This is a genomic window from Streptomyces sp. NPDC058576, assembly GCF_042718715.1.
GTDB lineage: Bacteria > Actinomycetota > Actinomycetes > Streptomycetales > Streptomycetaceae > Streptomyces.
Genome location: NZ_JBHXPF010000003.1, coordinates 1 through 21573 on the forward strand (window position 1 = coordinate 1; position 21573 = coordinate 21573).

The following is a 21573-nucleotide window of genomic DNA, read 5'->3' on the forward strand; positions in this document are numbered from 1 at the left end:
GGGCCGGGCTCAGGCCTCGGCCCCGGCCGCGTACGTCCAGAAGTCCCGCATCACCTCGGGCGCGGCCGGCCCGGCCATCTCCATCTGGGTGAGCAGGACGGCGACCGTGCCGGTGGACGGGATGACGTGGGCCGTCGTGCCGGTGCCGCCGACCCAGCCGTAGCGGCCGAGCACGTTCCAGGGGGCCGCGATCTCGACGTCCACGGCGCCGCCGAACCCCCAGCCCTGGCCCTCCGTGAACAGCCCGCTCGCGGCGCGCTGTTCCGGGGTCAGGTGGTCGGTGATCATCTGGCGGACCGACTCGCCGGCCAGCACCCGGTCACCGGAGTCGTTCAGGCCTTCGGCCAGCAGCATCCGGCCGAAGGCGTACCAGTCGTCGACGGTCGAGACCAGGCCGCCCGCGCCGGACGGGAACGGGGGCGGACTGCTCCACTGCCCGTCCGGGGCGTCGACCAGCTCGGGCTCGCCCCCGCCGCCCGCCCCGGCCCGGTAGTAGCCGGTGAACCGGTCCAGCGCTGCGGGCTCCACACGGAACCCGGTGTCCTTCATGCCCAGGGGCTCGAAGACCCGCTCCGCCAGGTACGCGGGCAGCGGGCGGTCGGCGACCCGGGCGATGAGGACGCCGAGGATGTCGGAGCACGTGTTGTAGAGCCAGCCCTCGCCCGGCTGGTGCAGCAACGGGATACGGGACAGCGCGGCCATCCAGGCGTCCGGTGCGAGGACGGCCTGCGGCCGCGGCGGGCCCTGTTTCAGCTCAGCGAACAGCGGGGCGGCGGCCGGGAGTGTGAAGTCGGACGGGAAGCCGTAGCCGGCCCGGAAGGTCAGCAGATCCAGGAGCGTGATCGGGCGGACGGCCGACACCACGTCGTCCACCGGGCTCTTCGGGGTCCGTACGACCAGCGGCGAGGCCAGCTCGGGCAGCCACGCCGCGACCGGGTCGGAGGGGGCGATCAGGCCGTCCTCGACGAGCGTCATGGCGGCCGCCGCCACGATCGGCTTGGTGATGGAGGCGAGGCGGAACAGCGAGTCCCGCCGCATCGGTGCGGACCCGGCGAGACCGGCCGTACCCGCCGACACCACCTCGACCCGGTCGCCCCGGGCGACCAGGGCGACCGCGCCGGGCATCGACCCCCGGGCGATGTGGGTCTCCAGCAGTTCGTGCAGGGTGGTGGTGGTCATGACCATCCTTCGTCCGTCCGGTACCGCGTGGTCTTGTGCGGCGGCCCCCGGTAAGGAGGACGCGTTCCAGCCGCAAAAGGAAGCATTCGAGTCGAAAGGAGACTCCCGGAGCGCTCTGAATTCACCGCCCCCGCCCGTGCTCCCGCTCCTGCCGTCACTTCCGTAACAGCAGGTCCGCCACCACCGGCCGGTGGTCGGACGCCACGCTCCCCGGCACCCACGCCTTCCGCACGGTGGTCCCGCCCTTCGACACCGCCACGAAGTCGATCCGCTTGACCGGGTCCTGCGCCGGGAAGGTCGGCGCGCCCGGGTCCGCGTCGGTCAGCTCCTGCCACAGCGGGGCCAGTTCGGGGGCGGCGGGCTCCGCGTTGAAGTCGCCGAGCAGGATCTTCGGGCCCCGGTCCTGGGCCATGATCCGCCGGGTGTCGGCGACCTGGGCGACGCGGACGGCGGGGTCCGGGCGGTAGTCGAGATGGGTCACGTACACGTGGACGGGGAGCCCCCGCACCCGTACGACGACCTCGCCGAACCCCGGAGCCGGAGCGGGTACCGGGTTCGGGTCCTGGGTCGAGAGGCGGGTGATCTCGTGGTTCTCGGCGCTCACGATCCGATGCCGCGACAGCACGGCCACCCCGTACTCCGCCCGGGGCCCGCCCGGTTCGGCCGGGTCCAGGCTGTAGATCGGGGCGAAGGAGACGTGCATCCGCAGCCGGCGGGCCAGCTCGCCCGCGAGATCCCGCCACTCACTGCGAGCGCCCCAGTGCCGGTCGACCTCCTGAAGACCGATCACATCGGCTTTCAGCGAGCGGAGTTCGGCCGTCTGGCGGTCCAGGTCGAAGACGCCGTCCATGCCCGCGCCGGCGTGGATGTTGTACGTGGCGACCCGCAGCGGCAGGCCTCCGCCGCCTCCTCCGGAAGGGGAGCGGGGCGTCGGGGCGGCAGCGGCGGCGGGTGGCGCGATGAGCACTCCCAAGAGGGAGGCGGTAAGGAGCAGTTGAGTGAGGTGAGGGGAACGGCGACGCAGCGACATGGCTCTCCAAACGGCCGAAAATCGCGCACTTTGTCAGGTCAGCGTCGAGAACCGTACCGCCGGGCCGCCGCCCGGGTCCCGGCGGCGCGGCCGGTCCGGCGCCACGAAAAATCGACTTGTACGTCGTACGGGGCTGTCTTACGGTGTACAGCGCCGAATCCTGTACACCGTAAGACTCGCGAGACCCGGTACGACCCCGTAAGACCACCGACTCGCCCACTCACCGACCCGACTCATAGAGCCCGAGGAGCCCGCATGACGGCGCCCCGCCGCAGAGCGACCCGACCTCTCCCCTCAGGGGCATCCGCAACGCTGGCTGATCCTCGGCGTCATCTGCCTGGCCCAGCTCGTGGTGCTGCTCGACAACACCGTCCTCAACGTCGCCATCCCCTCCCTCACCTCGGAGCTGCACGCCTCCACCGCCGAGGTGCAGTGGATGATCAACGCCTACTCCCTCGTCCAGGCCGGTCTGCTGCTCACCGCCGGCAGCTCCGCGGACCGCTACGGGCGGAAGAAGATGCTGATGGTGGGCCTCGCCCTGTTCGGCGTCGGCTCGCTCGTGGCCGGGCTCGCCCAGTCCGCCGGCCAGCTCATCGCGGCCCGCGCCGGGATGGGCGTCGGAGGCGCGCTGCTGCTCACCACCACGCTCGCCGTCGTGGTCCAGATCTTCGACGAGACCGAGCGGGTCAAGGCCATCGGCATCTGGTCCACGGTCGCCTCCCTCGGCTTCGCGGCGGGCCCGCTGTTCGGCGGGTTCGTCCTCGACCACTTCTGGTGGGGCGCGATCTTCCTCATCAACATCCCGGTCGCCCTGATCGGTCTGGTCGCCGTGGCCCGGCTCGTCCCGGAGTCCAGGATCGTGCAGGGAGACCGGCCCGATCTGCTGGGCGCGCTGCTCTCCACGATCGGGATGACCGCCGTCGTCTTCGCGATCATCTCCGGACCCGAGCACGGCTGGGCGTCCGGCCGGGTGCTGCTGACGGTGTTCGTCGGCGTCGCGGTGCTGGCCGGGTTCGTGCTGTGGGAGCTGCGCATCCCGTACCCGATGCTCGACATGCACTTCTTCCGGAACCAGAAGTTCGTCGGCGCGGTGGCGGGAGCGATCCTGGTCGCCTTCGGGATGACCGGCTCGCTCTACCTGCTCACCCAGCACCTTCAGTTCGTCCTCGGCTACGGGCCGTTGGAGGCGGGTCTGCGGACGGCTCCGATGGCGCTCACCGTGGTCGCCCTCAACCTCACGGGGGTCGGCGCGCGCCTGGTCCAGAAGTTCGGCACGCCCGCCGCCATCGCGGCGGGGATGAGCTTCCTGGCGGCCGGTCTGGCCGCGATCGCGGTGCTCGGCGGGGGCGACGGCGGATATGGCGGCATGCTGTTCGGCCTGATCGTGATGGGTGCGGGCGTCGCCCTCGCGATGCCCGCGATGGCCAACGCCATCATGAGCGCCATCCCGCCGGAGAAGGCCGGGGTGGGCGCGGGGGTCAACGGCATGCTCGCGGAGTTCGGAAACGGGCTCGGGGTCGCGGTGCTCGGCGCGGTGCTGAACGCCCGGTTCGCCGCGCTCGTGCCGGCCGCTGTCGGAGCCGCCTCGCTCCCCGCCGCCCTGGCCGCGGCCGACGGGCCGACCGCCCGGGCGGAGATCAAGGACGCGTTCGCCTCGGGCCTGGAGACCAGCCAGCTCGTCGGCGCGGTGGCGGTGCTGGCGGGCGGTCTGCTCGCCGCGCTGCTGCTGCGCCGGGCCGAGCGGGCGGAGGCGGTCGCGGCAGTGCCGGTTCAGGCGGTTGACCAGGTGGAAAAGGCCGGGAACGGGGCAGAATCGACGGGGCCGGCGGCATAGCATCGGACGGGACGGGCGTACCGGATGGTGATCATCCGGTACGTCGTTCCGTCACAGGTCCAGAGGGCCCGCAGGCCCGCACGCCCGCAGACCCGCAGGCCCAGAGCTCCGCGGGTCCAGAGCTCCGCAGGTCCGCGCCAAGACGAGGAGAGTGCGCCATGATGTCCGCGTCCGACCGTGGGAAGGTCCCCGCGCGGACCAGTGTCTGGCTGGACCGGCGCGCCCCTTCGCGATCCCGCAGGTCCGAGTCCCCGGCCGGTCTCGACCGCAACCGGATCACCGAGGCGTCGGTGCGGCTGCTGGACGCCGATGGCCTGGCCAAGTTCTCGATGCGCCGGCTCGCCGCCGAGCTGGACGTCACCGCGATGTCCCTCTACTGGTACGTCGACACCAAGGACGACCTCCTGGAGCTGGCGCTGGACTCGGTGTACGCCGAGATCACCCCGCCCGCCGAGGACGCCGACTGGCAGGTGCGGCTGCGGGAGTTCGCCCGCAGCTACCGCGAGCTGATCGTCCGCCACATCTGGATCTCCCCGCTGGCCGGGACCTTCCTCAACATCGGGCCGAACGCGATGCTGTTCGCGTACGCCGTCCAGGACATCGTCCGCGACACCGGCCTCCCGCTGGAGCGGCAGACGGGCGCGCTCGCGGCGGTCTTCCAGTTCGTGTACGGGTTCAGCACCGTCGAGGGCCATTTCAAGGCGCGGTGCGACGCCACCGGGATGACCCAGGACGAGTACCACCAGCGGGCGATGGGCACGATCCGCTCGCAGCCGCGCCTGCGGGAGATCACCGACTACTCCGACGAGATCATGGCGGCCCGGGGCGGTGAGACGGTCGAGGAGATGCGTGAGCGGGACTTCGTCTTCGCGCTCGACATGGTGATCGCGGGCATCGAGGCGGTACGCGACCGGAACGGTTCACCGGCTCAGTAGCCGCGCCCCACGTCCACCGTCAGCGCGGGCCGACGCCCCGCCGCCACGGCCTCCCAGGCGGCGGCGAAGTCCGTGGCGATGTCCTCGTCGGTGGTGATCCCCGAGGAGTGCGAGGTGATGACCGTACGGGGCAGCTTCCACACCGGGTCCCCGGGTGCGGCCGGTTCGGCCGGCAGCACGTCCAGCACCGCCCGCCGCACCCGGCCGTCCCGCAGGGCGGTCTCCAGCGCCCCCAGGTCCACGGTCGCTCCCCGCCCCACGTTGACGAACGTCGCCCCGCGCACCGCCGCGAACCGGGCGGCCCCGAAGAAGCCCTCCGTGGCCGCCGTCAACGGCAGCGTGGAGATCACCCAGCGGGCCTCGCCCAGCGCCCCGGCGTCCTCGGTGGCCCCGATCACCCGGTCGAAGCCGGGCACCACGCGGTCGGAGACGGGCGCTGGCCCGGTCCGTGCGGTGCGGGCGACGCCCACGGTGTGCACCCCGCAGCCCTGCAACAGCCGCCCGACGGCCGCGCCGATGCGGCCGGTTCCGTAGATCAGGGCGGTCTGCCCGACGACGAGCTCGGAGGGGAGGCGCTCCCAGTGCGCGCGGGCGTGCTGGGCGGTGAACTCCGGTACGGACTGGCACTCGGCGAGCATCCAGCCCAGGACGTACTGGGCCATGCGCTCGCCCATCCGGCCCACGGTCCGGGTCAGGAGCGCCGAGCCGGGCCAGGGACCTCGGGCGAGCAGCGGGTCCGTCCCCGCGTTGACGCTGTGGAACCAGAGCAGCCGGCTCGTCCGCAGGGCCTCGGGCAGCGCGTCGCCCACGCAGAGCAGAGGCGCGTCCGACGGTGGCGGGACGTCCGTCAGCGGCTCCGCGCCGCGCCCGGTGATCCGCTCCAACTCCCGCACCAGGCCGACGTCCAGCGAGGGCGCGACCAGCAGCAGAGCCCGCGCGAGCGCGTCGGGCGCGGGCAGCGTCGGGGCCGGAAGGGGCAGCCCGCCCGCGAGAGACGAGTTGGCCGGCCCGGCGCTCCCGCCCACCGTGTCCGGCCCGGCGCTCCCGGTCATCGCGCGATCAGCTCCCCGCGGCCAGGTGGGCCGGGAAGCCGCCGGTGGCGACGGGGCCCCAGCGCTCCGGCGTGACCCGGATGATCGACTTGCCCTGCTTCACCATCGCCGCCCGGTACTCGTCCCAGTCCGGATGCTCGCCCGAGATGTTCCGGAAGTACTCCACCAGCGGCTCGACCGAGTCCGGGGCGTCGATGACCTCCGCCGAACCGTCGATCTGCACCCACGGCCCGTCCCAGTTGTCGGACAGCACGATGACGCTGACCCGCTCGTCGCGCCGGGCGTTGCGGGACTTGGCGCGCCCGGGGTACGTCGACATGACGATCCGCCCCGAGTCGTCCACGCCGCAGGTCAGCGGGGAGCCCTGGGGGCGGCCGTCGGACCGGGTGGTGAGCAGGATCGCCCGGTGCCGCGGGCGGACGAACGCCAGCAAGTCGTCGAGCTCCACGGCGGTGTTGGTCGCGATGTTCGGTGCCATGCCCACCACCCTACGACCGGGCCCGTCGGCTAGCCGGGCAGCGCCTCGCCCTGCACCGCCTGGATGTCCAGCTCCACGCGCAGGGTCGTGCCGATCGCGGAGATGCCCGCCTGGACGACCTGGTTGTAGTTCATCGCGAAGTCGTCCCGGCGCAGTTCGGCGGTGGCGTGGAAGGCCGCGCGCACCCCGCCCCACGGGTCGGGCCCGGTGCCGAGGTAGCTGAGGTCCAGGTCGACGGGGCGCGAGACGCCGTGCATGGTCAGCTCACCGTGCACGGTCCAGCGGTCGGGTCCCGCCGGGTCCAGCGCGGTGGAGCTGTAGGCGATCTCCGGGTACCGGTCCACGTCCAGGAAGTCCGGCGAGCGCAGGTGCTTGTCCCGCATGCCGTTGCCGGTGTCGATGCTGGCCGCCCTGATCACCGCGTCGACCCGGCAGCGGGAGGCATCCTCGGCGATCTCGATCCGGCCGCCGAAGTCGGTGAAACGGCCGTGCACGCTGGAGATCCCCAGGTGCTGGGCGACCGCGGCGACCGAGGAGTGCGCGGGGTCCAGCGACCAGGCGCCCGGCGGCGGCAGCTCCACCCCGCCCTGCCGGGCCAGCACGATCTGCCCGGCCTCGATCCGGCCGCTCGCGGTGACGAGGGCGGTGGAGGCGGCGGGGGCGTACCCGACCGCCGTGACGATCACCGTGTACGCGCCGGCCGTCAGGGAACCGTCCGTGCGGACGGCCCCGTTCTCGTCGGCCGCGGCGCGCAGCACCTGGGCGCCGGTCATGTCGGTGACCGTCACGACGGCGTGCTGGACCGCCCAGCCGTCCCGCGTGCGTACCTGTGCGCGAAGTCCCATCCCGTATCTCTCTCCTAGCTCGATGACCCGCGGTGACCTGTTCCGGCCCGTGGGGCACATGAGTCGGGCCCCGGGGCGGTACGGCGGGCCGTCCCCTGCCTGCCATACCCGCCACCGGGGCCCATTTCCACCCGGTCGCGACAGCCTCTCCGCTGGAAGTGCCGTCCGACCAGGGGTCTTCGCGATCCCTTCACGTGCACGTACATCCCCGGACAACACATCCCGGTGCACGCGCGCCCCTACCGGAGGGATCAGTCACTCACCCGGGTGGGCGAGTTCGATGTCGTGCCCGTCGACTCCGGGGCCGCTCACGGTGAGCGATCCGGCCACCGGCGGGTAGCCGGTCGCGATGACCGCGTACTCGCCCGCGTCCAGGTCGGTGAAGGCGTACGCCCCGTCCTCGCCGGTCGTCGCGGTGGCGACCACGTTGCCCGCCGCGTCGATCAGGGTGACCCGCGCGTCGGCCAGCGGACCCCGGGCGGATCCGGCCCGCACGACGCCCCGGACCAGAGCACCGGACCGCAGCGCGGCCTCGACACGGGTGACGCCCTGGCCGCCGATCTCCACCGGCAGCGCCAGCGGACGGAAGCCGGCCGCGTTGACCGCGACGGTCACGGAGCCCGGGATCAGCTCGCCGAAGGCGAACTCACCGGCCGGGCCGGACGCGCCGGTGGCCAGCACGTCGCCCCGGACGTCGGTCACGATGACCATCGCGCCGTCGACGGGGGCGCCGGACTCGGCGGCCTTCACCACTCCGGCCAGTCCGCTCGTACCGGACAGCAGGATGTCGAAGGCCAGCGGTTCCTCGCCGACGACCACCGTGGACGCCTGCGGCTGGAAGCCGTCGGCGGAGGCGATCAGCACATAGCTGCCGGAGCCGGGGGCGTCCAGGGTGTAGCCGCCGTCGGGCCGGGCCACGGAGCGCCCGAGCTGCCGGCCGCCCAGCGAGATCAGCGTGACGGCCGCGCGGGCGACCGGAGCGCCCTCCGCGCCGCGCACCACACCGTGCACGGGGGTGCCCCGGACGGTGTCGAGGGTGTCGTACGAGGCGGGGGCGTCGGCCGTGTCGACCGAGGTGACCCCGGCCGCGCCCTCGGAGACCTGACCGGCCGCGCCGACGGCGGCGGGCACGGGGATCTCGGCGGTCTCGACGGCCGCCGGAGCGTCGACGGGAGTGTCGTTCGCCGCGCTGCTCTTCAGGGCGACCTCCTTGATGAAGATCGTCACGACGAAGGCGATCAGCGCGCACGGAGCGGCGTAGAGGAAGACGTCACCGACGCCGTGCCCGTACGCGGCCTCCATGACCAGCCGGAAGGGCTCGGGCAGCTTGTCCAGGTCGGGGATGCCCCCGCCGCCGGTACCGCCGTGGCCGAACTTGGCGCCCTCGGGGCCGAGGTCGGCGAGGCCGTCCTTGACGTAGTGGGTGACCCGGTTGCCCAGGACCGCGCCGAGCGCCGAGACGCCGATCGCGCCGCCGAGGGACCGGAAGAAGGTGACGACGGAGCTCGCGGAACCGAGGTCCTCGGGAGCGACCTGGTTCTGGGTGGCGAGGACCAGGTTCTGCATCATCATGCCGATGCCGAGGCCCATGACGAACATGAAGACCGCGACGTGCCAGTACTCGGTGTCGTACCGGATCGTGCCGAGCATCCCGAGCCCGGCCGTGACCAGGAACCCGCCGCTGACCAGCCACGCCTTCCAGCGCCCGGTCTTGGTGATGACCTGGCCGGAGATGGTCGAGGAGAGGAAGAGGCCCGCGATCATCGGGATGGTCATGACGCCGGACATCGTCGGCGACTTGCCGCGCGCCAGCTGGAAGTACTGGCTGAAGAACACGGTGCCCGCGAACATCGCGATGCCGACGAACAGCGAGGCGATCGAGGCGAGCGTGATGGTGCGGTTACGGAAGAGGCGCAGCGGAATGATCGGTTCGGCGGCGCGCGACTCGACGAGGACGAAGATCAGGCCGAGCAGGACGGAGCCCGCGACCATCACGTAGGTCTGCCATGACAGCCAGTCGTACTTGTCGCCCGCGAAGGTCACCCAGACCAGCAGCAGGGAGACGGCGGCGCTGATGAAGAACGCGCCGGTCCAGTCGACCTTGACGCCTTCGCGCTTGACGACCGGGAGCTTCAGGGTCTTCTGGAGCACGATCAGCGCGATGATCGCGAAGGGGACACCGACGTAGAAGCACCAGCGCCAGCCCATCCAGCTGGTGTCGGTGATGACGCCGCCGAGCAGCGGGCCGCCGACGGTGGCGACGGCGAAGACCGCGCCGAGGTAGCCGCTGTAGCGGCCGCGCTCGCGCGGGGCGATCATCGCGGCCATGACGATCTGGGCGAGGGCGGAGAGACCGCCGACGCCGATGCCCTGGACCACGCGGCAGGCGATGAGCATGCCGCTGCTGGTCGACAGACCGGCGACGACCGAGCCCAGGACGTAGATGACCAGGGCTATCTGGACCAGCAGCTTCTTGCTGAAGAGGTCGGAGAGCTTGCCCCAGAGCGGGGTGGTGGCGGTCATGGCCAGCAGCGAGGCCGTCACGACCCAGGTGTAGGCGCTCTGGCCGCCGCCGAGGTCGGAGATGATCTCGGGCAGGGCGTTGGAGACGACCGTCGACGACAGGATCGCGACGAACATGCCGAGCAGCAGCCCGGTCAGTGCCTCCATGATCTGCCGGTGTGTCATCGGCGTGCCGTCGGGGGCGCCGGAGGCGGTGTTGCCCCCGTGCCCTCCGTGCTTGGCGTGGCCGCCCCGCACACCGGTTGGTGTGGTCGTAGCCATTGAGTTCCTTATCCGTGCGTATTTGCTTCTGTTACACAGGTGTACGGGTGTGAGCCTCGTCGCCGAGGCGGGTCCTGCACTCGCCGGTGTGACGTCCGGGGGCGCAGCCGCCGGATCCGCGACAGGCGAAGCTGTCACGCAGCCGGGACAGCAGCGCGATGAGCAGGCCGACGTCGTCGTCGGACCAGTCCTGGAGGTTGTGGGCGAACACCTCGGTGGTCCGCCGGGTCAGTTCGTCGAGCTGCTCGTGCCCGCCGGGGGTCAGCCGCAGGATGCGGGACCGCTTGTCCGCCGGGTCCGGAGACCGTTCGATCCAGCCGCGATCGGCCACATGTGCCACGTGGCGACTGGTCACCGACATGTCCACGGACAGCAGCTCGGCGAGCCGGCTGATCCGCATCTCGCCGTGCCGGTCCAGGAGGGTCAGTACGGCGGCGGATCCCGCGGGGCACTCGGGGGGCAGCGCGCGGGCGAGCCCCCTTTTGACGGCCCCGACGGCGCTGAGCTGCCGGGCCAGTTCCTCGTAACTACTCCGTGCGGCCACGGGAACCCCCAGCACACTCACGACTATGTTGTTGCTTAGGGCAACGATAGAAGCCGTTGGTTGCTACAGGCAAACGAAAACGGCCTTGCAGGAGTAAAGGAACGCAAAAGCCTCTGTAGGGTCCGGGTCAAGCCCGTTCCCGGTGCGCGCCGCCGCAGGTCGGGTGGGCTGCCGAGTGGCCCGGGGGTTGGGCCGGGGGCCCGAGTTCGCTAGGGTCCTGCCCCATGGCACACAACCCCCACGCCCCGCAGCCGGGCCCCGAGGGCAACCACGACCCGGCGGGCAGCACGCAGATGTTCCGCGCCTTCGTCGACGAGGGCGAGCCGCAGCGCCGGCAGCAGCCCGCGGCGACCTCGTCCGGGCCGAGAGTCGGGGTGATCGCGGCCGTGATCGCGGTCGTCGTCGTCCTCGGCGCGGTGGCCTGGCTCGCCCTGGGCTGACGAACGACAGCACGACCGTACGGACCGACCTGTACGGACCTCTACGGACACGGTACGGACCTGTACTGACCCGTATTGACCTGTGCTGACCTGTACGGACCGTACGACCCGGCCGCACGGGGGAACGGACAGCGGGGCCGCGACGGGCGGCGGCCGCTCCGCCCCCGCGCGGCCATTCGTGCGTTCAGGGGCACCCGGCCCCGGGCCGGGCCACTCCCGTACGGCGGCCCGGGTCACTCCCACGCGGCGGAGACGTCCTGTGTCTCGACGCGCATCCCCAGCGGGACCCGCCAGGACTCCACGCAGACGGTGTACGTCTGCGTGCGCGACGAGCCCGCGCCGATCGGGGCGGGCAGGGGCTGCGACGAGGTGATGGTCGCCCAGTCGACGCCGAGCGCGCCGATGATGTGCGTGGCGAAGGTGACGGTTCCCGAGCGCGCCGGGGTGCCGCCGGTGTTGCGGAACTCCACGGTCACCTTCTCGCACCACCGCTTGTCCGCCGCCGCGCGCTGCGGTGCGCTCAGCGTCAGCGCGGCCGGGGTCGCGGGAGGAGCGGGGGGTTTCGGGGTGCCGGAGGTGCCGGAGCCCGGAGGCGAGGGGGTGCCGGGACCGCTGGGGCCGCCACCCGGCGGGGACTCGGACCCGGAGCCGGACCCGGAGCCGGTTCCCGAGCCCGGCTTCGAGGGCTTCGCACCCACTCCGTCGGGTACGCCGTCGGGCGCCCCGGCAGCCTGACCGCCCGCCGTCCCCGTACGCGCCCCACCGGGACCGTCCGGAGCGGCTGCTCCGGGCTCACGCGCCCCCGAGGGCGGCGCGGAGCCGGCGGACGGGGACGTAACCCCGCCACCCCGTCCACGGCCCCCGGCGCTCCCACTCCCGCTCCCGTTCCCGTCGAGGGGGGTGAGCGTCACCTTGCCCGAGGGCGCTCCGTCCCCGTCCGAGGGGTTCTTCGAGTTTCCGGCGGCCGCGCCGACGGCCACGTAACCGTCTCCCGACCCGCTTCCGCAGCCGGACAGCAGACCGGTGCCCAGGCACAGCGCGGCCGCCGAGGCGGCGATGGCGCTGCCTCGGCGGCCGGTCGGGCCGGGTGTCCGGTGGAACCGCGGGCTCTGACGTTGACGCATCGGACGTCGCATCGCGTCAGTGTGTCTGACGGGCCGTCACATATGAACCCTCGTGAACCGCTTTTCCGCCTCAGTCGGCGATGAGCCCTTCCCTGAGCTGTGCGAGCGTGCGGGTGAGCAGCCGGGAGACGTGCATCTGGGAGATGCCGACCTCCTCGCCGATCTGCGACTGCGTCATGTTCGCGAAGAAGCGGAGCATGATGATCTGGCGCTCGCGCGGGGCGAGTTTGGCCAGCAGCGGCTTGAGCGACTCGCGGTATTCGACGCCCTCCAGCGCCGTGTCCTCGTACCCGAGGCGGTCGGCGAGCGAGCCCTCGCCGCCGTCGTCCTCGGGGGAGGGGGAGTCCAGCGAGGAGGCGGTGTAGGCGTTGCCGACGGCGAGGCCGTCGACCACGTCCTCCTCGGAGACCCCGAGCGCGCGGGCCAGCTCCGGGACCGTCGGCGAGCGGTCGAGCTTCTGCGCGAGCTCGTCGCTGGTCTTGGTCAGGGCGAGCCGCAGCTCCTGGAGGCGGCGGGGGACCCGCACGGACCAGGAGGTGTCGCGGAAGAAGCGTTTGATCTCGCCGACGACGGTGGGCATCGCGAACGTCGGGAACTCGACGCCGCGTTCGCAGTCGAACCGGTCGATCGCCTTGATCAGGCCGATCGTGCCGACCTGGACGATGTCCTCCATCGGCTCGTTGCGGCTGCGGAACCGCGCCGCGGCGTACCGCACCAGCGGGAGGTTCAGTTCGATCAGTGTGTCCCGCACATAGGTCCGCTCCGGACTGTCCGTTCCCTCGGGGCCCGAGGCGGGGCCGAGCGCGGCGAGCCGCAGGAACAGGGAGCGGGACAGCGTGCGGGTGTCGATGGCTTCCGGTGAGCTGGTGAGCACGGCGGGTGCCGGCATGCTCTTCGTGAGCGTGAGCACCTTCGAGCTGCCCTGTTCTTCGGACATGCCACCCCCTTGAGGTCGCGGACGGTCGCGGTGGCCGCGACCATCGGAGGAACGCAGCCTCCACCTGAATACCGGAGGTGGGGCTGCGGCAAACGCGCTTCCAGCAGAATGTCACATGTCGGCAACACGCTGTAGTGACATGTCGACAAGTCAGCGCCGAATACGCCCTGGAAACAGGGGGTGTAGGCCTTTTATGCCGTCAGAACTGCTCTGTGGACGGTCTACCCGTTCCGGTTACGCCTCGATCCTGTTTGCGGATCTCAATCGGGCGAAACTTCTGGCGAGGAGCCTTGACACGTGCATCTGGGAGACACCCAGCTCGGCGCTGATCTGAGACTGGGTCAAGTTGCTGTAGTAGCGCAGCAGAAGGATGCGCTGTTCGCGTTCGGGAAGCTGGACGAGGAGGTGCCGGACGAGGTCGCGGTGTTCGACGCCGGCGAGCGCGGGGTCCTCGTAGCCGAGCCGGTCGAGGAGTCCGGGCAGCCCGTCGCCCTCCTGGGCGGCCTCCAGCGAGGTCGCGTGGTACGAGCGCCCCGCCTCGATGCAGGCCAGCACCTCGTCCTCGGAGATCTTCAGCCGCTCGGCGATCTCGGCGGTGGTCGGGGACCGGCCGTGGGCGGTCGTCAGATCCTCGGTGGCGCCGGTGACCTGGACCCAGAGCTCGTGCAGCCGGCGGGGGACGTGGACGGTCCGCACGTTGTCGCGAAAGTAACGTTTGATCTCGCCGACGACGGTGGGCATCGCGAACGTGGGGAACTGGACCCCGCGCTCCGGGTCGAACCGGTCGATGGCGTTGATCAGACCGATCGTGCCGACCTGGACGACGTCCTCCATCGGCTCGTTGCGGCTGCGGAACCGCGCCGCGGCGTACCGCACGAGGGGAAGGTTCGCCTCGATGAGGGCGGCCCGGACCCGGCGGTGTTCCGCGGTGCCCGGCTCCAGGTTCTTGAGCTGGCCGAAGAGGACCTGGGTGAGCGCCCTGGTGTCGGCGCCGCGGGCCCTGGCGGGCCTGGCCGAGGGATCCGGGGTCTCGGTCTGGATCTCCTCGGTCCGGACGGTCTGAACGGTCTGGACGGTCTGGGGAGGCACTTGAGGCGCTGTACTGGCCGGCACGGTGACGCCACCCCTTTGCGGTCAACTACGGTCAACTCATCCGTCAAAAGCGGTCATAGCATCACAAGACATGTCCACTGTGTGCAAGCACCGCATAGTGCCGTGTTGAGGTCATAAGGGTTTAAACAGAACAAAGAAACCCCCCGCCGGAACGGCGAGGGGCTGGGTGGATCCGGGACCGGCCGAGTCCGGTGAGAGGTCGGGACGAGACCGGGACGGGCTCAGAAGGGATAGTCCGCGATCACCCAAGTGGCGAATTCCCGCCACTGTCCCGCGGCGGCCTGGTGAGCCGGGTGCTCGACGTACCGCTTGAGCGCGTCCTCGTCGGCGACCGCGGAGTTGATGGCGTAGTCGTAGGCGATCGGCCGGTCGGTGATGTTCCAGGCGCACTCCCAGAACTCCAGCTCCGGAATCTGCCCCGCCAGCTCCCGGAAGGCCCGGTCCCCGGCGACGACCCGCGGGTCGTCCCGCTCGACGCCGTCGTTCAGCTTGAAAAGGACCAGGTGGCGGATCATCGTACGTCTCCTACTTCACCAGTTCTGACATGAAGTCACCGACGCTCTGCGCGGCGGTGGAAATGCCTTCGAACCCTACCTGGACCAGTTCGGCGGCCCGCTGCGGAGACATGATGATCGTGTACAGCACGAAGACCACCAGCATGTAGATGATGATCGTCTTTGCCTTGGCCACAATCGTGCCTCCCCATCGACCTCACGTGCGATCGGGCGATTCTATCCGCACGGATGGCCGTATCTGATGGCCGTTTTTGATCACTGATGCGCCTTTTAAGGACCTACGACCCGGCCATCGAGGCCTTTCGCCCGACCTCACGGCTCCCGCCGCCCGGCACGATGGATACCGAGCCCGACGGGACCAGGCAGGACCCGGACGGCCGGAAACAGGGCCTCTCTGTGGGGTCGGCCGCCGCGCGATTTCCCCCCTGACCGCGACGGACGACCAGCAGGCCCCGTTCTCACCGGGGGAAGCGGCTTGTCCCCCCGACGCCGCTTCCCCCGACCTGAACCATGAACCGGAGCGCCCGGTCGCCGTACGTCCTGTGTACTGGCGACCGGGCGCTTCGCGGTTCGCTGTGTGGCCGCGCCGATCAGGGAGCGGAATCCGCCGGCCCCACGATCGCGCGCAGCGCCGCGAGGTGCCCCTGATAAGCGGCCCGGCCCGCCCGGGTCAGGCGAAGCCATACGCGTTGCCGGGTATCGCGGACGGCCTTGCGCTGCTCGACGTAGCCGGCGTCCATCAGCACGGTGGCGTGCTTGCTCAGCACGGAGGCGGACAGGCCGAGCTGCTTCTGGACGAGGCCGAACTCCGCCTCGCCCGCGGTGTCGAGCAGGGCGCAGATGCGCAGCCGGTTCGGGGCGTGGATGGTGGCGTCGAAATCCGCCGGCATGTCGTGGGCGTCGGAGTTCACGAGGTCTTCCGGTGCAGTCGTACGAAGGCGAGATGAAACCCGACGGACGCGGCGGCCCCGATCACCGAGGCGGCGATCAGCCACCCCGGCCACCCCGAGGAACGGAACGCGAACGCCGAGCCCACCAGGATCGAGGGCAGCCCGACCGCGAGCGGCACGGTGGCCCGCTTCGGCAGCACGTCCAGCCGCAGGGCCACCCCGGTCTTCTCCCGCCACGTCTTGGCCGCGACGGCGAAGAGCGCCCCGTACACCCCGGTGATGGCCACCATGATCCCCATCCAGGCGGAGCCCGGCAGCAGCCAGTCCTCGTCGGCCATGGCGCCTCCGTAGACGATCGGGAGCGCGGCGACGTAGAGCGTGAGCGTGACGAAGAACCAGTTCGGCCAAGGCGTCGCCGAGAGCGCGGCGGCGGAGGCCCGGATGCGCTCGGTGTCGGCCAGGGCGGAGTGAGCCTGCTCCGGCGTCGGTCGTACCCCGTTAGTTTCCATGACGGAAAGAGTAGTGGAGAGTTTCCGGTAAGGAAAGTGGAATGTTTCCGGTAGGGAAACGGAGGGGGCCGGGGCCTCAGACAGGTTTGAGGAGGTCGCGAAGGTTGGCCATATGGGCCTTCACGGCGGCGATCTCGGCCGGGTCGGGTGTGCTGTCTGTGATGGTGGTGCGAGCTTTGTGGCAGGGGTGGCAGAGGCCGTCAGGGAGTGCTTCGGGGAGGCCGGGCCGGCCGCAGTCGGTGCATTCGACGAGGATGCGGCGGGTGGGGGCCGGGGTGCCGGGTGCGGTGACCTGGTCCGGCAGCCGGGGCGGCATTTTGTCGGCGAGGCGGCGGCGGAGGAGACCGATGGGCGAGTCGACCTGGGCGGGGAGCCCTGCCGTGAGGGCGCTGGTCAGGTACTCGACGGTGACGCCCCGGTCGAGCCACTGGGTCGCGAGTGGTGCGAGGGCGGTGCAGTCGTCGGCGGAGAGGGCCAGGCGGTGGTCGTCGCGGCCGAGGCGGGCCAGGGCGAGGTAGGCGGGGGAGGGGGTGGTGTCCCCGGTCTGCCTTGCGGGGACCGTGTCCGGTGCTCGGGGTGGGGTGCGTTGGTGCGGTACGGGGGTGGGTTCGGGGGCCCGTCCGACAGGCGATGTGCCCTCCGGCCGCGCGGGCGGCGGCGGTTCCTCGGCCGGGACCCACGGAGGCGGCGGTGCCGTGCCGGGGGTGGGGGCTTCCGGTGCGGCGGGGGCTGCGGCCGGGGCGGCGTTCTCGGTGGCGAGGTAGGTGTTCCACCACTCGTTGTCGCGTGCGGTGCGGGACCAGAAGGTGCGGAAGACCCAACGGGTCTCGTCGCCCGCGCCGACCGCGCATCGAACGCGGCGCAGGTGCCCGGCGACGGACAGGGCGGTCAGGGAGGTGGAGATGGCTTGTTGCCCGTAGAGCGGGAGCTGCTTGGCCAGCTGCTTGACACTCATCGCGGCGCCGTCGGGGATGTGGTCGACGAACCCGGCGACGTAGCGCTCGCGGGTCGGAAGGAGGGCAAAGTCATCGCGCGTGCGGGGAAGTTGGCCCGGCGCGGAGCGTTTGCCGTACCCGGGCTTGGCCATCGGGTGCGCGGCGGAGACTGCGGGGGCTGGCAGGGCGGAGCTAAGGTGCTGGGTAGCCATGGGATCGGCTTTCTGGGTGACGATCTTGCGGTGAGACCCCGGCCTGGTGCGCCAACACCGCGTCGGGGTCATTTGATTTCTCGCACCGTAAGCAGTCGTGACGCTGCGCCGCAAGCTGTCACGATTAGTCATACTTCCTGGCCGTGGCGGGGCGGGGAGGGGGGGAAGGTTTTCCCCAACCCCCTTCTTTTCCTACCCGGTTAAAGAAGGCGCTCGAACCCCGGATCCCGCATCCCGACACCCGAGTCCCGGAACCCGAGCTTCGGGCCGGAGACCCATCTTCGTACCCCCGAAGAGTGACCCGACCGCCCCGAAGCCCGAGGCTTGAGGCTCAGGACCCGAGCTTCGGAGGGGCTACGCCTTGCCCTCGCCCAGGGCTGCCCGCAGCCAGTCGAGGCTTCCTTGCGCCAGGAGTTCGTCGGCGAGGCGGTTGCCGGTCTCGGTGACGATGCCCAGCGCGGTGACGTACCCGCCCGTGGGCTCAGCTCGTGGGACGCCGCGCTGTCAGCAGATGGTCGGCACTGTGCGTACGGTGACTGAGCGTCCAGGTTTGTCGGCTGAGTCGGCAGCTGAGGTCGGGACGGGATGGAAAATGGATCGACGCCCCCGTACTCCGCGGGCGAGCATGCGTCCCTACGCCACGCTGGCCGGAGGTTCCGTGGGATCCAGAGACGCCGACATCGACTTCACGTTCGCGGACCCGATCACCGTGCGCGCGGCTCTGGATGCACTGGCCCGGGTGGGCTGGTCCATAGATGTCTCTGCCGGGAGCGTCTCCTACATGATCAATGGCGTGGATGACATGTACGAGTGGTACAACAGCTCCTCCGGAAACACCGGCGACGTGCTGGCGCGCCTGGACGCGCCCGGCAACCTGCTCTACAGCGTGGCCGTTGACGTCGTTCATCTGGAGGCGGGGACCGGCGGGATGCTCTTGTTCATGCCTGGCCGCACTGAGGTTTCCTTCGTGCCCACCATCGATCGCCGGTGTATCCCGGCGGCGCCGGAGTTCACCGACCTCGCCTGGTACCTGAATGCTCTCGTACCCGCCTTCGTCGAAACAGGACTCGAGGGGTATGAAGCCAAGGAGACCAAGTACTGAGTCGCCTGCACTGCTGCGTGCCTGGCTACGGGTGACGCGAACGCGGCGAAACAACGGATCCGAGCTGAGACTCAATACGACATGACCCCTTCCCCGCTCTCTGACGAGGACGGGGCCGCCGGGGTGCTCGTGCGGCCGGCTGAGACGGAGGGCAAAGCGAAGGGTCCGGCTCATTGAGCCGGACCCTTCGTCCACAAGCGGTAGCGGTGGGATTTGAACCCACGGTGACGGGTTACGCCACACTCGCTTTCGAGGCGAGCTCCTTCGGCCGCTCGGACACGCTACCGAGAGAGAGCTTAGACCATCCCGGGGCGTGGACAGAAATCGGTTCTCGGGGGTGGGGCCGTAGCCGGTCGGGCGTCGGGGCCGTGCCTGGTCAGGTGGCGGGGCCGTAGCTGGTCAGAGGGGTCGGAAGAAGGCCGTCAGCTGCTCGGCGCACTCCGGCTCCAGGACGCCGGCGATGACCTCCGGGCGGTGGTTGAGGCGGCGGTCGCGGACCACGTCCCAGAGGGAGCCCGCCGCGCCGGCCTTCTCGTCGCGGGCGCCGTAGACGACCCGGGCGACGCGGGACTGGACCAGGGCGCCCGCGCACATCGTGCAGGGCTCCAGGGTGACCACCAGCGTGCAGTCGGTCAGGCGCCACTCGCCGTGGGACTCGGCCGCTCGGCGCAGGGCCAGGATCTCGGCGTGCGCGGTCGGGTCGCCGGTGGCCTCGCGCTCGTTGTGGCCGGTCGCCAGCTCGGCGCCGTCGGGGCCGAGCACGACGGCGCCGACCGGCACGTCGCCGGCCGACGCCGCCCGCGCGGCCTCGGCCAGGGCGCGGCGCATCGGGGCCTGCCAGGGGTCGCGTACGGGGTCGGGCTCGGGTACGCGTACGGGATCCGGGGCGGGCTCGGGTGAGGGGTCCGGCGGTCGAGCGGTCACTCGCGGACCCTAGCGGACGGGAGGGGAGGGGACAGGGAGAGGGAGGAAGTGGAGCGGGGCGCCGGGGAGCGCCCGGTGGGCGTCGTGGTGGCGTCCGGTGCTCCGGCCCGGCTAGCGGACCGTCTCCAGGACCTCCGCCGCTCCCACGGCCTCCGCGATCTCGGAGAGGGCGTCGGTCTGCAGGGTGAGCAGCTCCTTCTCGGACATCCCGAGGTCGGCGAGGACCCCGAGCTCACCGATCGGGCCCGCCGGTACGGCGTCCGGGTCGGGGCCGTCGTCGTCCGGGTCCGTGTCGGCCGCGGGGGCGGTCCGCTCCGGTTCGCCGTCCTCCGTGCCGTCGAGGTCGACGAGCTCCTCCAGGGCGGCGATCTCGTCCTCGGCCCCTGGTTCGCGGCCGAGCAGTTCGTCGGTGAGCAGGATCTCCCCGTAGGAGGAGCGGGCGGCGGCGGACGCGTCCGAGACGTAGATTCGGGGGTCCTCCTCACCGTCCACCCGGACGACGCCGAACCAGGCGTCCTCCTGCTCGATATAGACCAAGACCGTGTCCTCGTCCACCGAGGCCTCCCGGGCCAGGTCCGTCAGATCGGACAGGGTCTCCACATCGTCGAGCTCTGTATCGCTCGCTTCCCACCCGTCTTCGGTGCGCGCGAGCAGTGCGGCGAAGTACACCGTGACTCTCCCACTGGTCATAGGCGAATCGGTCCGACGGGAGGGCGAACGGTGATCCGTCCGTCCTGGGCCCCGCCCAATCGGCATCGTGGCAGAAACCAGCGCCGTGCGAGACCTCTTCGACCGTTGCGTCGGCCATCAGTTCCAGGAGTGCCTGGTCGGCCCTCGTCCTGACGAGCCGATCGGAGGGCCGACAGGAGGGCCGTTCGGGGGCCGTTCGGAGGGGAGTGCGCCGGTGGTACGCGGAGAGCTCAGCGGTGGGAATCGCCGGGGGAGCGTCAGGGACCGCCCGTTGTTCATCCGCCGAAGTCCCGCCGAAGTCGCGCCGGATTCCCGCCGATTCACGGCCGGTTCACCAGCGGAACGTGCGCATCCGCATCTGCTGCCGCATCCGGGCGGCCCGGGCCCGGCGCGGCTGCACCCGGTCCCGCAGCTGCTTGGCCTCATGAAGCTCACGGAGGAACTGGGCGCGTCGCCGGCGGCGGGCCGCGTCACTCTCCTGCGCGTCCTCGACGTCGCCCGCCGTGCCCGTGGCACCCGTCACGACCTCGGCGTCGCGCCCGTCGCGCGGCCCGCGCGAGGCCGGGTGGCCCCGCAGTTCCCCGTCAGCCATCGACACACCACCCCAGTGCTGGGTCCGTATGCCCCCACCTTCCCCCCGAACAGGTGGTTGATGCCAGCGCAGAGTGCCGGGCGGCGCGGTTACTGTTGACGCATGCGGATCCACGTCGTCGACCACCCGCTGGTGGCGCACAAACTCACCACGCTGCGCGACAAGCGCACCGACTCCCCGACCTTCCGGCGGCTCGCCGACGAGCTGGTCACCCTCCTCGCCTACGAGGCCACCAGGGATGTGCGTACCGGGCAGGTCGACATCGAGACCCCGGTGACGCCCACGACCGGGGTGAAGCTCTCGCACCCCCGGCCCCTGGTCGTCCCGATCCTGCGGGCCGGTCTGGGCATGCTGGACGGCATGGTGCGGCTGCTGCCGACCGCCGAAGTGGGCTTCCTCGGCATGATCCGCAACGAGGAGACGCTCCAGGCGGAGACGTACGCGACCCGGATGCCCGAGGACCTCTCCGGCCGCCAGGTCTACGTCCTGGACCCGATGCTGGCCACCGGCGGCACCCTCGTCGCGGCCATCCGCGAGCTGATCAAGCGTGGCGCCGACGATGTCACCGCCGTCGTCCTCCTCGCGGCGCCCGAGGGCGTCGAGGTGATGGAGCGCGAGCTGGCCGGGACCCCGGTCACCGTCGTCACGGCCTCCGTCGACGAGCGGCTCAACGAGCACGGCTACATCGTGCCGGGCCTCGGGGACGCGGGCGACCGGATGTACGGCACGGCCGATTAGGACCCGAGTAGGGCCCGAGTAGGACTTGAGTGGGCACGGGCAGGACCCGGCCCCGCCACCCCACCTGCCCCCTCACGACTTCGCGCCCCGCCCCGGTACCGTACGGTCTCGTCCGTACGGTGCCGGGGCGGGGCGCTACGCGTATGCCGGAGGTCGGCCGGGGCCGGCCTC

23 protein-coding genes, 1 tRNA gene and 1 pseudogene are annotated in these 21573 nt (G+C 71.3%); 5 read left to right on the forward strand and 20 right to left on the reverse strand.

Annotated elements, in window-relative coordinates; translation table 11 throughout:
* Positions 1 to 9: 9 nt before the first annotated feature.
* On the reverse strand, positions 10 to 1179 hold the full coding sequence (locus ACFWRV_RS02990) for a serine hydrolase domain-containing protein (protein WP_384327292.1): 1170 nt from the start codon (positions 1177 to 1179) through the stop codon (positions 10 to 12).
* A 154-nt stretch (positions 1180 to 1333) separates the two neighbouring features.
* Positions 1334 to 2209, reverse strand: coding sequence for an endonuclease/exonuclease/phosphatase family protein (locus ACFWRV_RS02995; RefSeq protein WP_384327295.1), 876 nt, complete (start codon positions 2207 to 2209; stop codon positions 1334 to 1336).
* A gap of 316 nt (positions 2210 to 2525) precedes the next feature.
* Here ACFWRV_RS02995 and ACFWRV_RS03000 point away from each other — a divergent pair, with 316 nt between their 5' ends.
* The gene (locus ACFWRV_RS03000; RefSeq protein ID WP_384327954.1) at positions 2526 to 4043 is read left to right on the forward strand and encodes an MFS transporter; all 1518 of its coding nucleotides are present in this window, start codon (positions 2526 to 2528) and stop codon (positions 4041 to 4043) included.
* A 158-nt stretch (positions 4044 to 4201) separates the two neighbouring features.
* The gene (locus tag ACFWRV_RS03005; protein ID WP_384327298.1) at positions 4202 to 4978 is read left to right on the forward strand and encodes a TetR/AcrR family transcriptional regulator; all 777 of its coding nucleotides are present in this window, start codon (positions 4202 to 4204) and stop codon (positions 4976 to 4978) included.
* On the opposite strand, the gene ACFWRV_RS03010 is transcribed toward ACFWRV_RS03005, so the two are convergent.
* The 5 genes from ACFWRV_RS03010 to ACFWRV_RS03030 all read right to left on the reverse strand — a co-directional run bounded on the left by ACFWRV_RS03010 (position 4972) and on the right by ACFWRV_RS03030 (position 10681).
* Complete coding sequence (locus ACFWRV_RS03010; protein ID WP_384327957.1) at positions 4972 to 5958, reverse strand: NAD(P)-dependent oxidoreductase; 987 nt, start codon at positions 5956 to 5958, stop codon at positions 4972 to 4974. The genes ACFWRV_RS03005 and ACFWRV_RS03010 overlap by 7 nt on opposite strands.
* Positions 5959 to 6037: 79 nt before the next feature.
* On the reverse strand, positions 6038 to 6508 hold the full coding sequence (locus ACFWRV_RS03015) for a PPOX class F420-dependent oxidoreductase (protein WP_384327301.1): 471 nt from the start codon (positions 6506 to 6508) through the stop codon (positions 6038 to 6040).
* A gap of 29 nt (positions 6509 to 6537) precedes the next feature.
* Entirely contained in the window at positions 6538 to 7353 is an 816-nt protein-coding gene (locus ACFWRV_RS03020; RefSeq protein ID WP_384327304.1) for a YceI family protein, read from the reverse strand.
* A 255-nt stretch (positions 7354 to 7608) separates the two neighbouring features.
* Positions 7609 to 10137 (reverse strand): MFS transporter, encoded by a 2529-nt coding sequence (locus ACFWRV_RS03025; RefSeq protein WP_384327307.1) that lies wholly within the window; start codon positions 10135 to 10137, stop codon positions 7609 to 7611.
* Positions 10138 to 10168: 31 nt separating this feature from the next.
* Complete coding sequence (locus ACFWRV_RS03030) at positions 10169 to 10681, reverse strand: MarR family winged helix-turn-helix transcriptional regulator (RefSeq protein WP_384327960.1); 513 nt, start codon at positions 10679 to 10681, stop codon at positions 10169 to 10171.
* Positions 10682 to 10905: 224 nt separating this feature from the next.
* On the opposite strand from ACFWRV_RS03030, the gene ACFWRV_RS03035 reads away from it, so the two are divergent.
* Entirely contained in the window at positions 10906 to 11121 is a 216-nt protein-coding gene (locus ACFWRV_RS03035; protein ID WP_030077455.1) for a hypothetical protein, read from the forward strand.
* Positions 11122 to 11354: 233 nt separating this feature from the next.
* Here the strand turns inward: ACFWRV_RS03035 and ACFWRV_RS03040 are convergent, their stop codons facing one another.
* The 9 genes and pseudogenes from ACFWRV_RS03040 to ACFWRV_RS03080 form a co-directional block, all read right to left on the reverse strand.
* Positions 11355 to 12257, reverse strand: a complete 903-nt coding sequence (locus ACFWRV_RS03040; protein ID WP_384327311.1) for a hypothetical protein — start codon at positions 12255 to 12257, stop codon at positions 11355 to 11357.
* Between the two features lie 58 nt (positions 12258 to 12315).
* Positions 12316 to 13182, reverse strand: coding sequence for an RNA polymerase sigma factor SigF (locus ACFWRV_RS03045; protein WP_384327314.1), 867 nt, complete (start codon positions 13180 to 13182; stop codon positions 12316 to 12318).
* A gap of 234 nt (positions 13183 to 13416) precedes the next feature.
* Positions 13417 to 14295: an RNA polymerase sigma factor SigF gene (locus tag ACFWRV_RS03050; RefSeq protein ID WP_384327317.1), complete on the reverse strand. Its 879-nt coding sequence runs from the start codon at positions 14293 to 14295 to the stop codon at positions 13417 to 13419.
* A 221-nt stretch (positions 14296 to 14516) separates the two neighbouring features.
* Complete coding sequence (locus tag ACFWRV_RS03055) at positions 14517 to 14810, reverse strand: Dabb family protein (RefSeq protein WP_073223173.1); 294 nt, start codon at positions 14808 to 14810, stop codon at positions 14517 to 14519.
* A 10-nt stretch (positions 14811 to 14820) separates the two neighbouring features.
* Positions 14821 to 14985 (reverse strand): hypothetical protein, encoded by a 165-nt coding sequence (locus tag ACFWRV_RS03060; protein ID WP_010056643.1) that lies wholly within the window; start codon positions 14983 to 14985, stop codon positions 14821 to 14823.
* A 415-nt stretch (positions 14986 to 15400) separates the two neighbouring features.
* A complete protein-coding gene (locus ACFWRV_RS03065) occupies positions 15401 to 15721 on the reverse strand; it encodes a transcriptional regulator (RefSeq protein ID WP_384327322.1) in 321 nt (106 codons plus the stop codon).
* Positions 15718 to 16209: a hypothetical protein gene (locus ACFWRV_RS03070; protein ID WP_384327325.1), complete on the reverse strand. Its 492-nt coding sequence runs from the start codon at positions 16207 to 16209 to the stop codon at positions 15718 to 15720. Before ACFWRV_RS03070 ends, ACFWRV_RS03065 begins: the two co-directional genes overlap by 4 nt.
* Positions 16210 to 16285: 76 nt before the next feature.
* Positions 16286 to 17356, reverse strand: coding sequence for a MarR family transcriptional regulator (locus ACFWRV_RS03075; RefSeq protein WP_384327328.1), 1071 nt, complete (start codon positions 17354 to 17356; stop codon positions 16286 to 16288).
* Between the two features lie 200 nt (positions 17357 to 17556).
* Positions 17557 to 17806, reverse strand: a pseudogene (locus ACFWRV_RS03080) (HAD family hydrolase); the annotation flags it as partial.
* Between the two features lie 208 nt (positions 17807 to 18014).
* On the opposite strand from ACFWRV_RS03080, the gene ACFWRV_RS03085 reads away from it, so the two are divergent.
* Entirely contained in the window at positions 18015 to 18458 is a 444-nt protein-coding gene (locus tag ACFWRV_RS03085; RefSeq protein WP_384327331.1) for a hypothetical protein, read from the forward strand.
* 198 nt (positions 18459 to 18656) lie between these two features.
* On the opposite strand, the gene ACFWRV_RS03090 is transcribed toward ACFWRV_RS03085, so the two are convergent.
* From ACFWRV_RS03090 to ACFWRV_RS03105, 4 genes are all read right to left on the reverse strand, one after another.
* A tRNA-Ser gene (locus ACFWRV_RS03090) sits at positions 18657 to 18744 on the reverse strand.
* A 113-nt stretch (positions 18745 to 18857) separates the two neighbouring features.
* Positions 18858 to 19286, reverse strand: coding sequence for a tRNA adenosine(34) deaminase TadA (gene tadA, locus ACFWRV_RS03095; RefSeq protein ID WP_384327963.1), 429 nt, complete (start codon positions 19284 to 19286; stop codon positions 18858 to 18860).
* 207 nt (positions 19287 to 19493) lie between these two features.
* Complete coding sequence (locus ACFWRV_RS03100) at positions 19494 to 20051, reverse strand: hypothetical protein (RefSeq protein WP_384327966.1); 558 nt, start codon at positions 20049 to 20051, stop codon at positions 19494 to 19496.
* A gap of 352 nt (positions 20052 to 20403) precedes the next feature.
* Positions 20404 to 20664 (reverse strand): hypothetical protein, encoded by a 261-nt coding sequence (locus tag ACFWRV_RS03105; RefSeq protein WP_384327334.1) that lies wholly within the window; start codon positions 20662 to 20664, stop codon positions 20404 to 20406.
* A gap of 102 nt (positions 20665 to 20766) precedes the next feature.
* Here ACFWRV_RS03105 and upp point away from each other — a divergent pair, with 102 nt between their 5' ends.
* Positions 20767 to 21402 carry a uracil phosphoribosyltransferase gene (upp, locus tag ACFWRV_RS03110; protein WP_384327337.1) on the forward strand — a complete coding sequence of 212 codons (636 nt, stop codon included), beginning with the start codon at positions 20767 to 20769 and terminating at the stop codon, positions 21400 to 21402.
* Positions 21403 to 21573 lie beyond the last annotated feature (171 nt).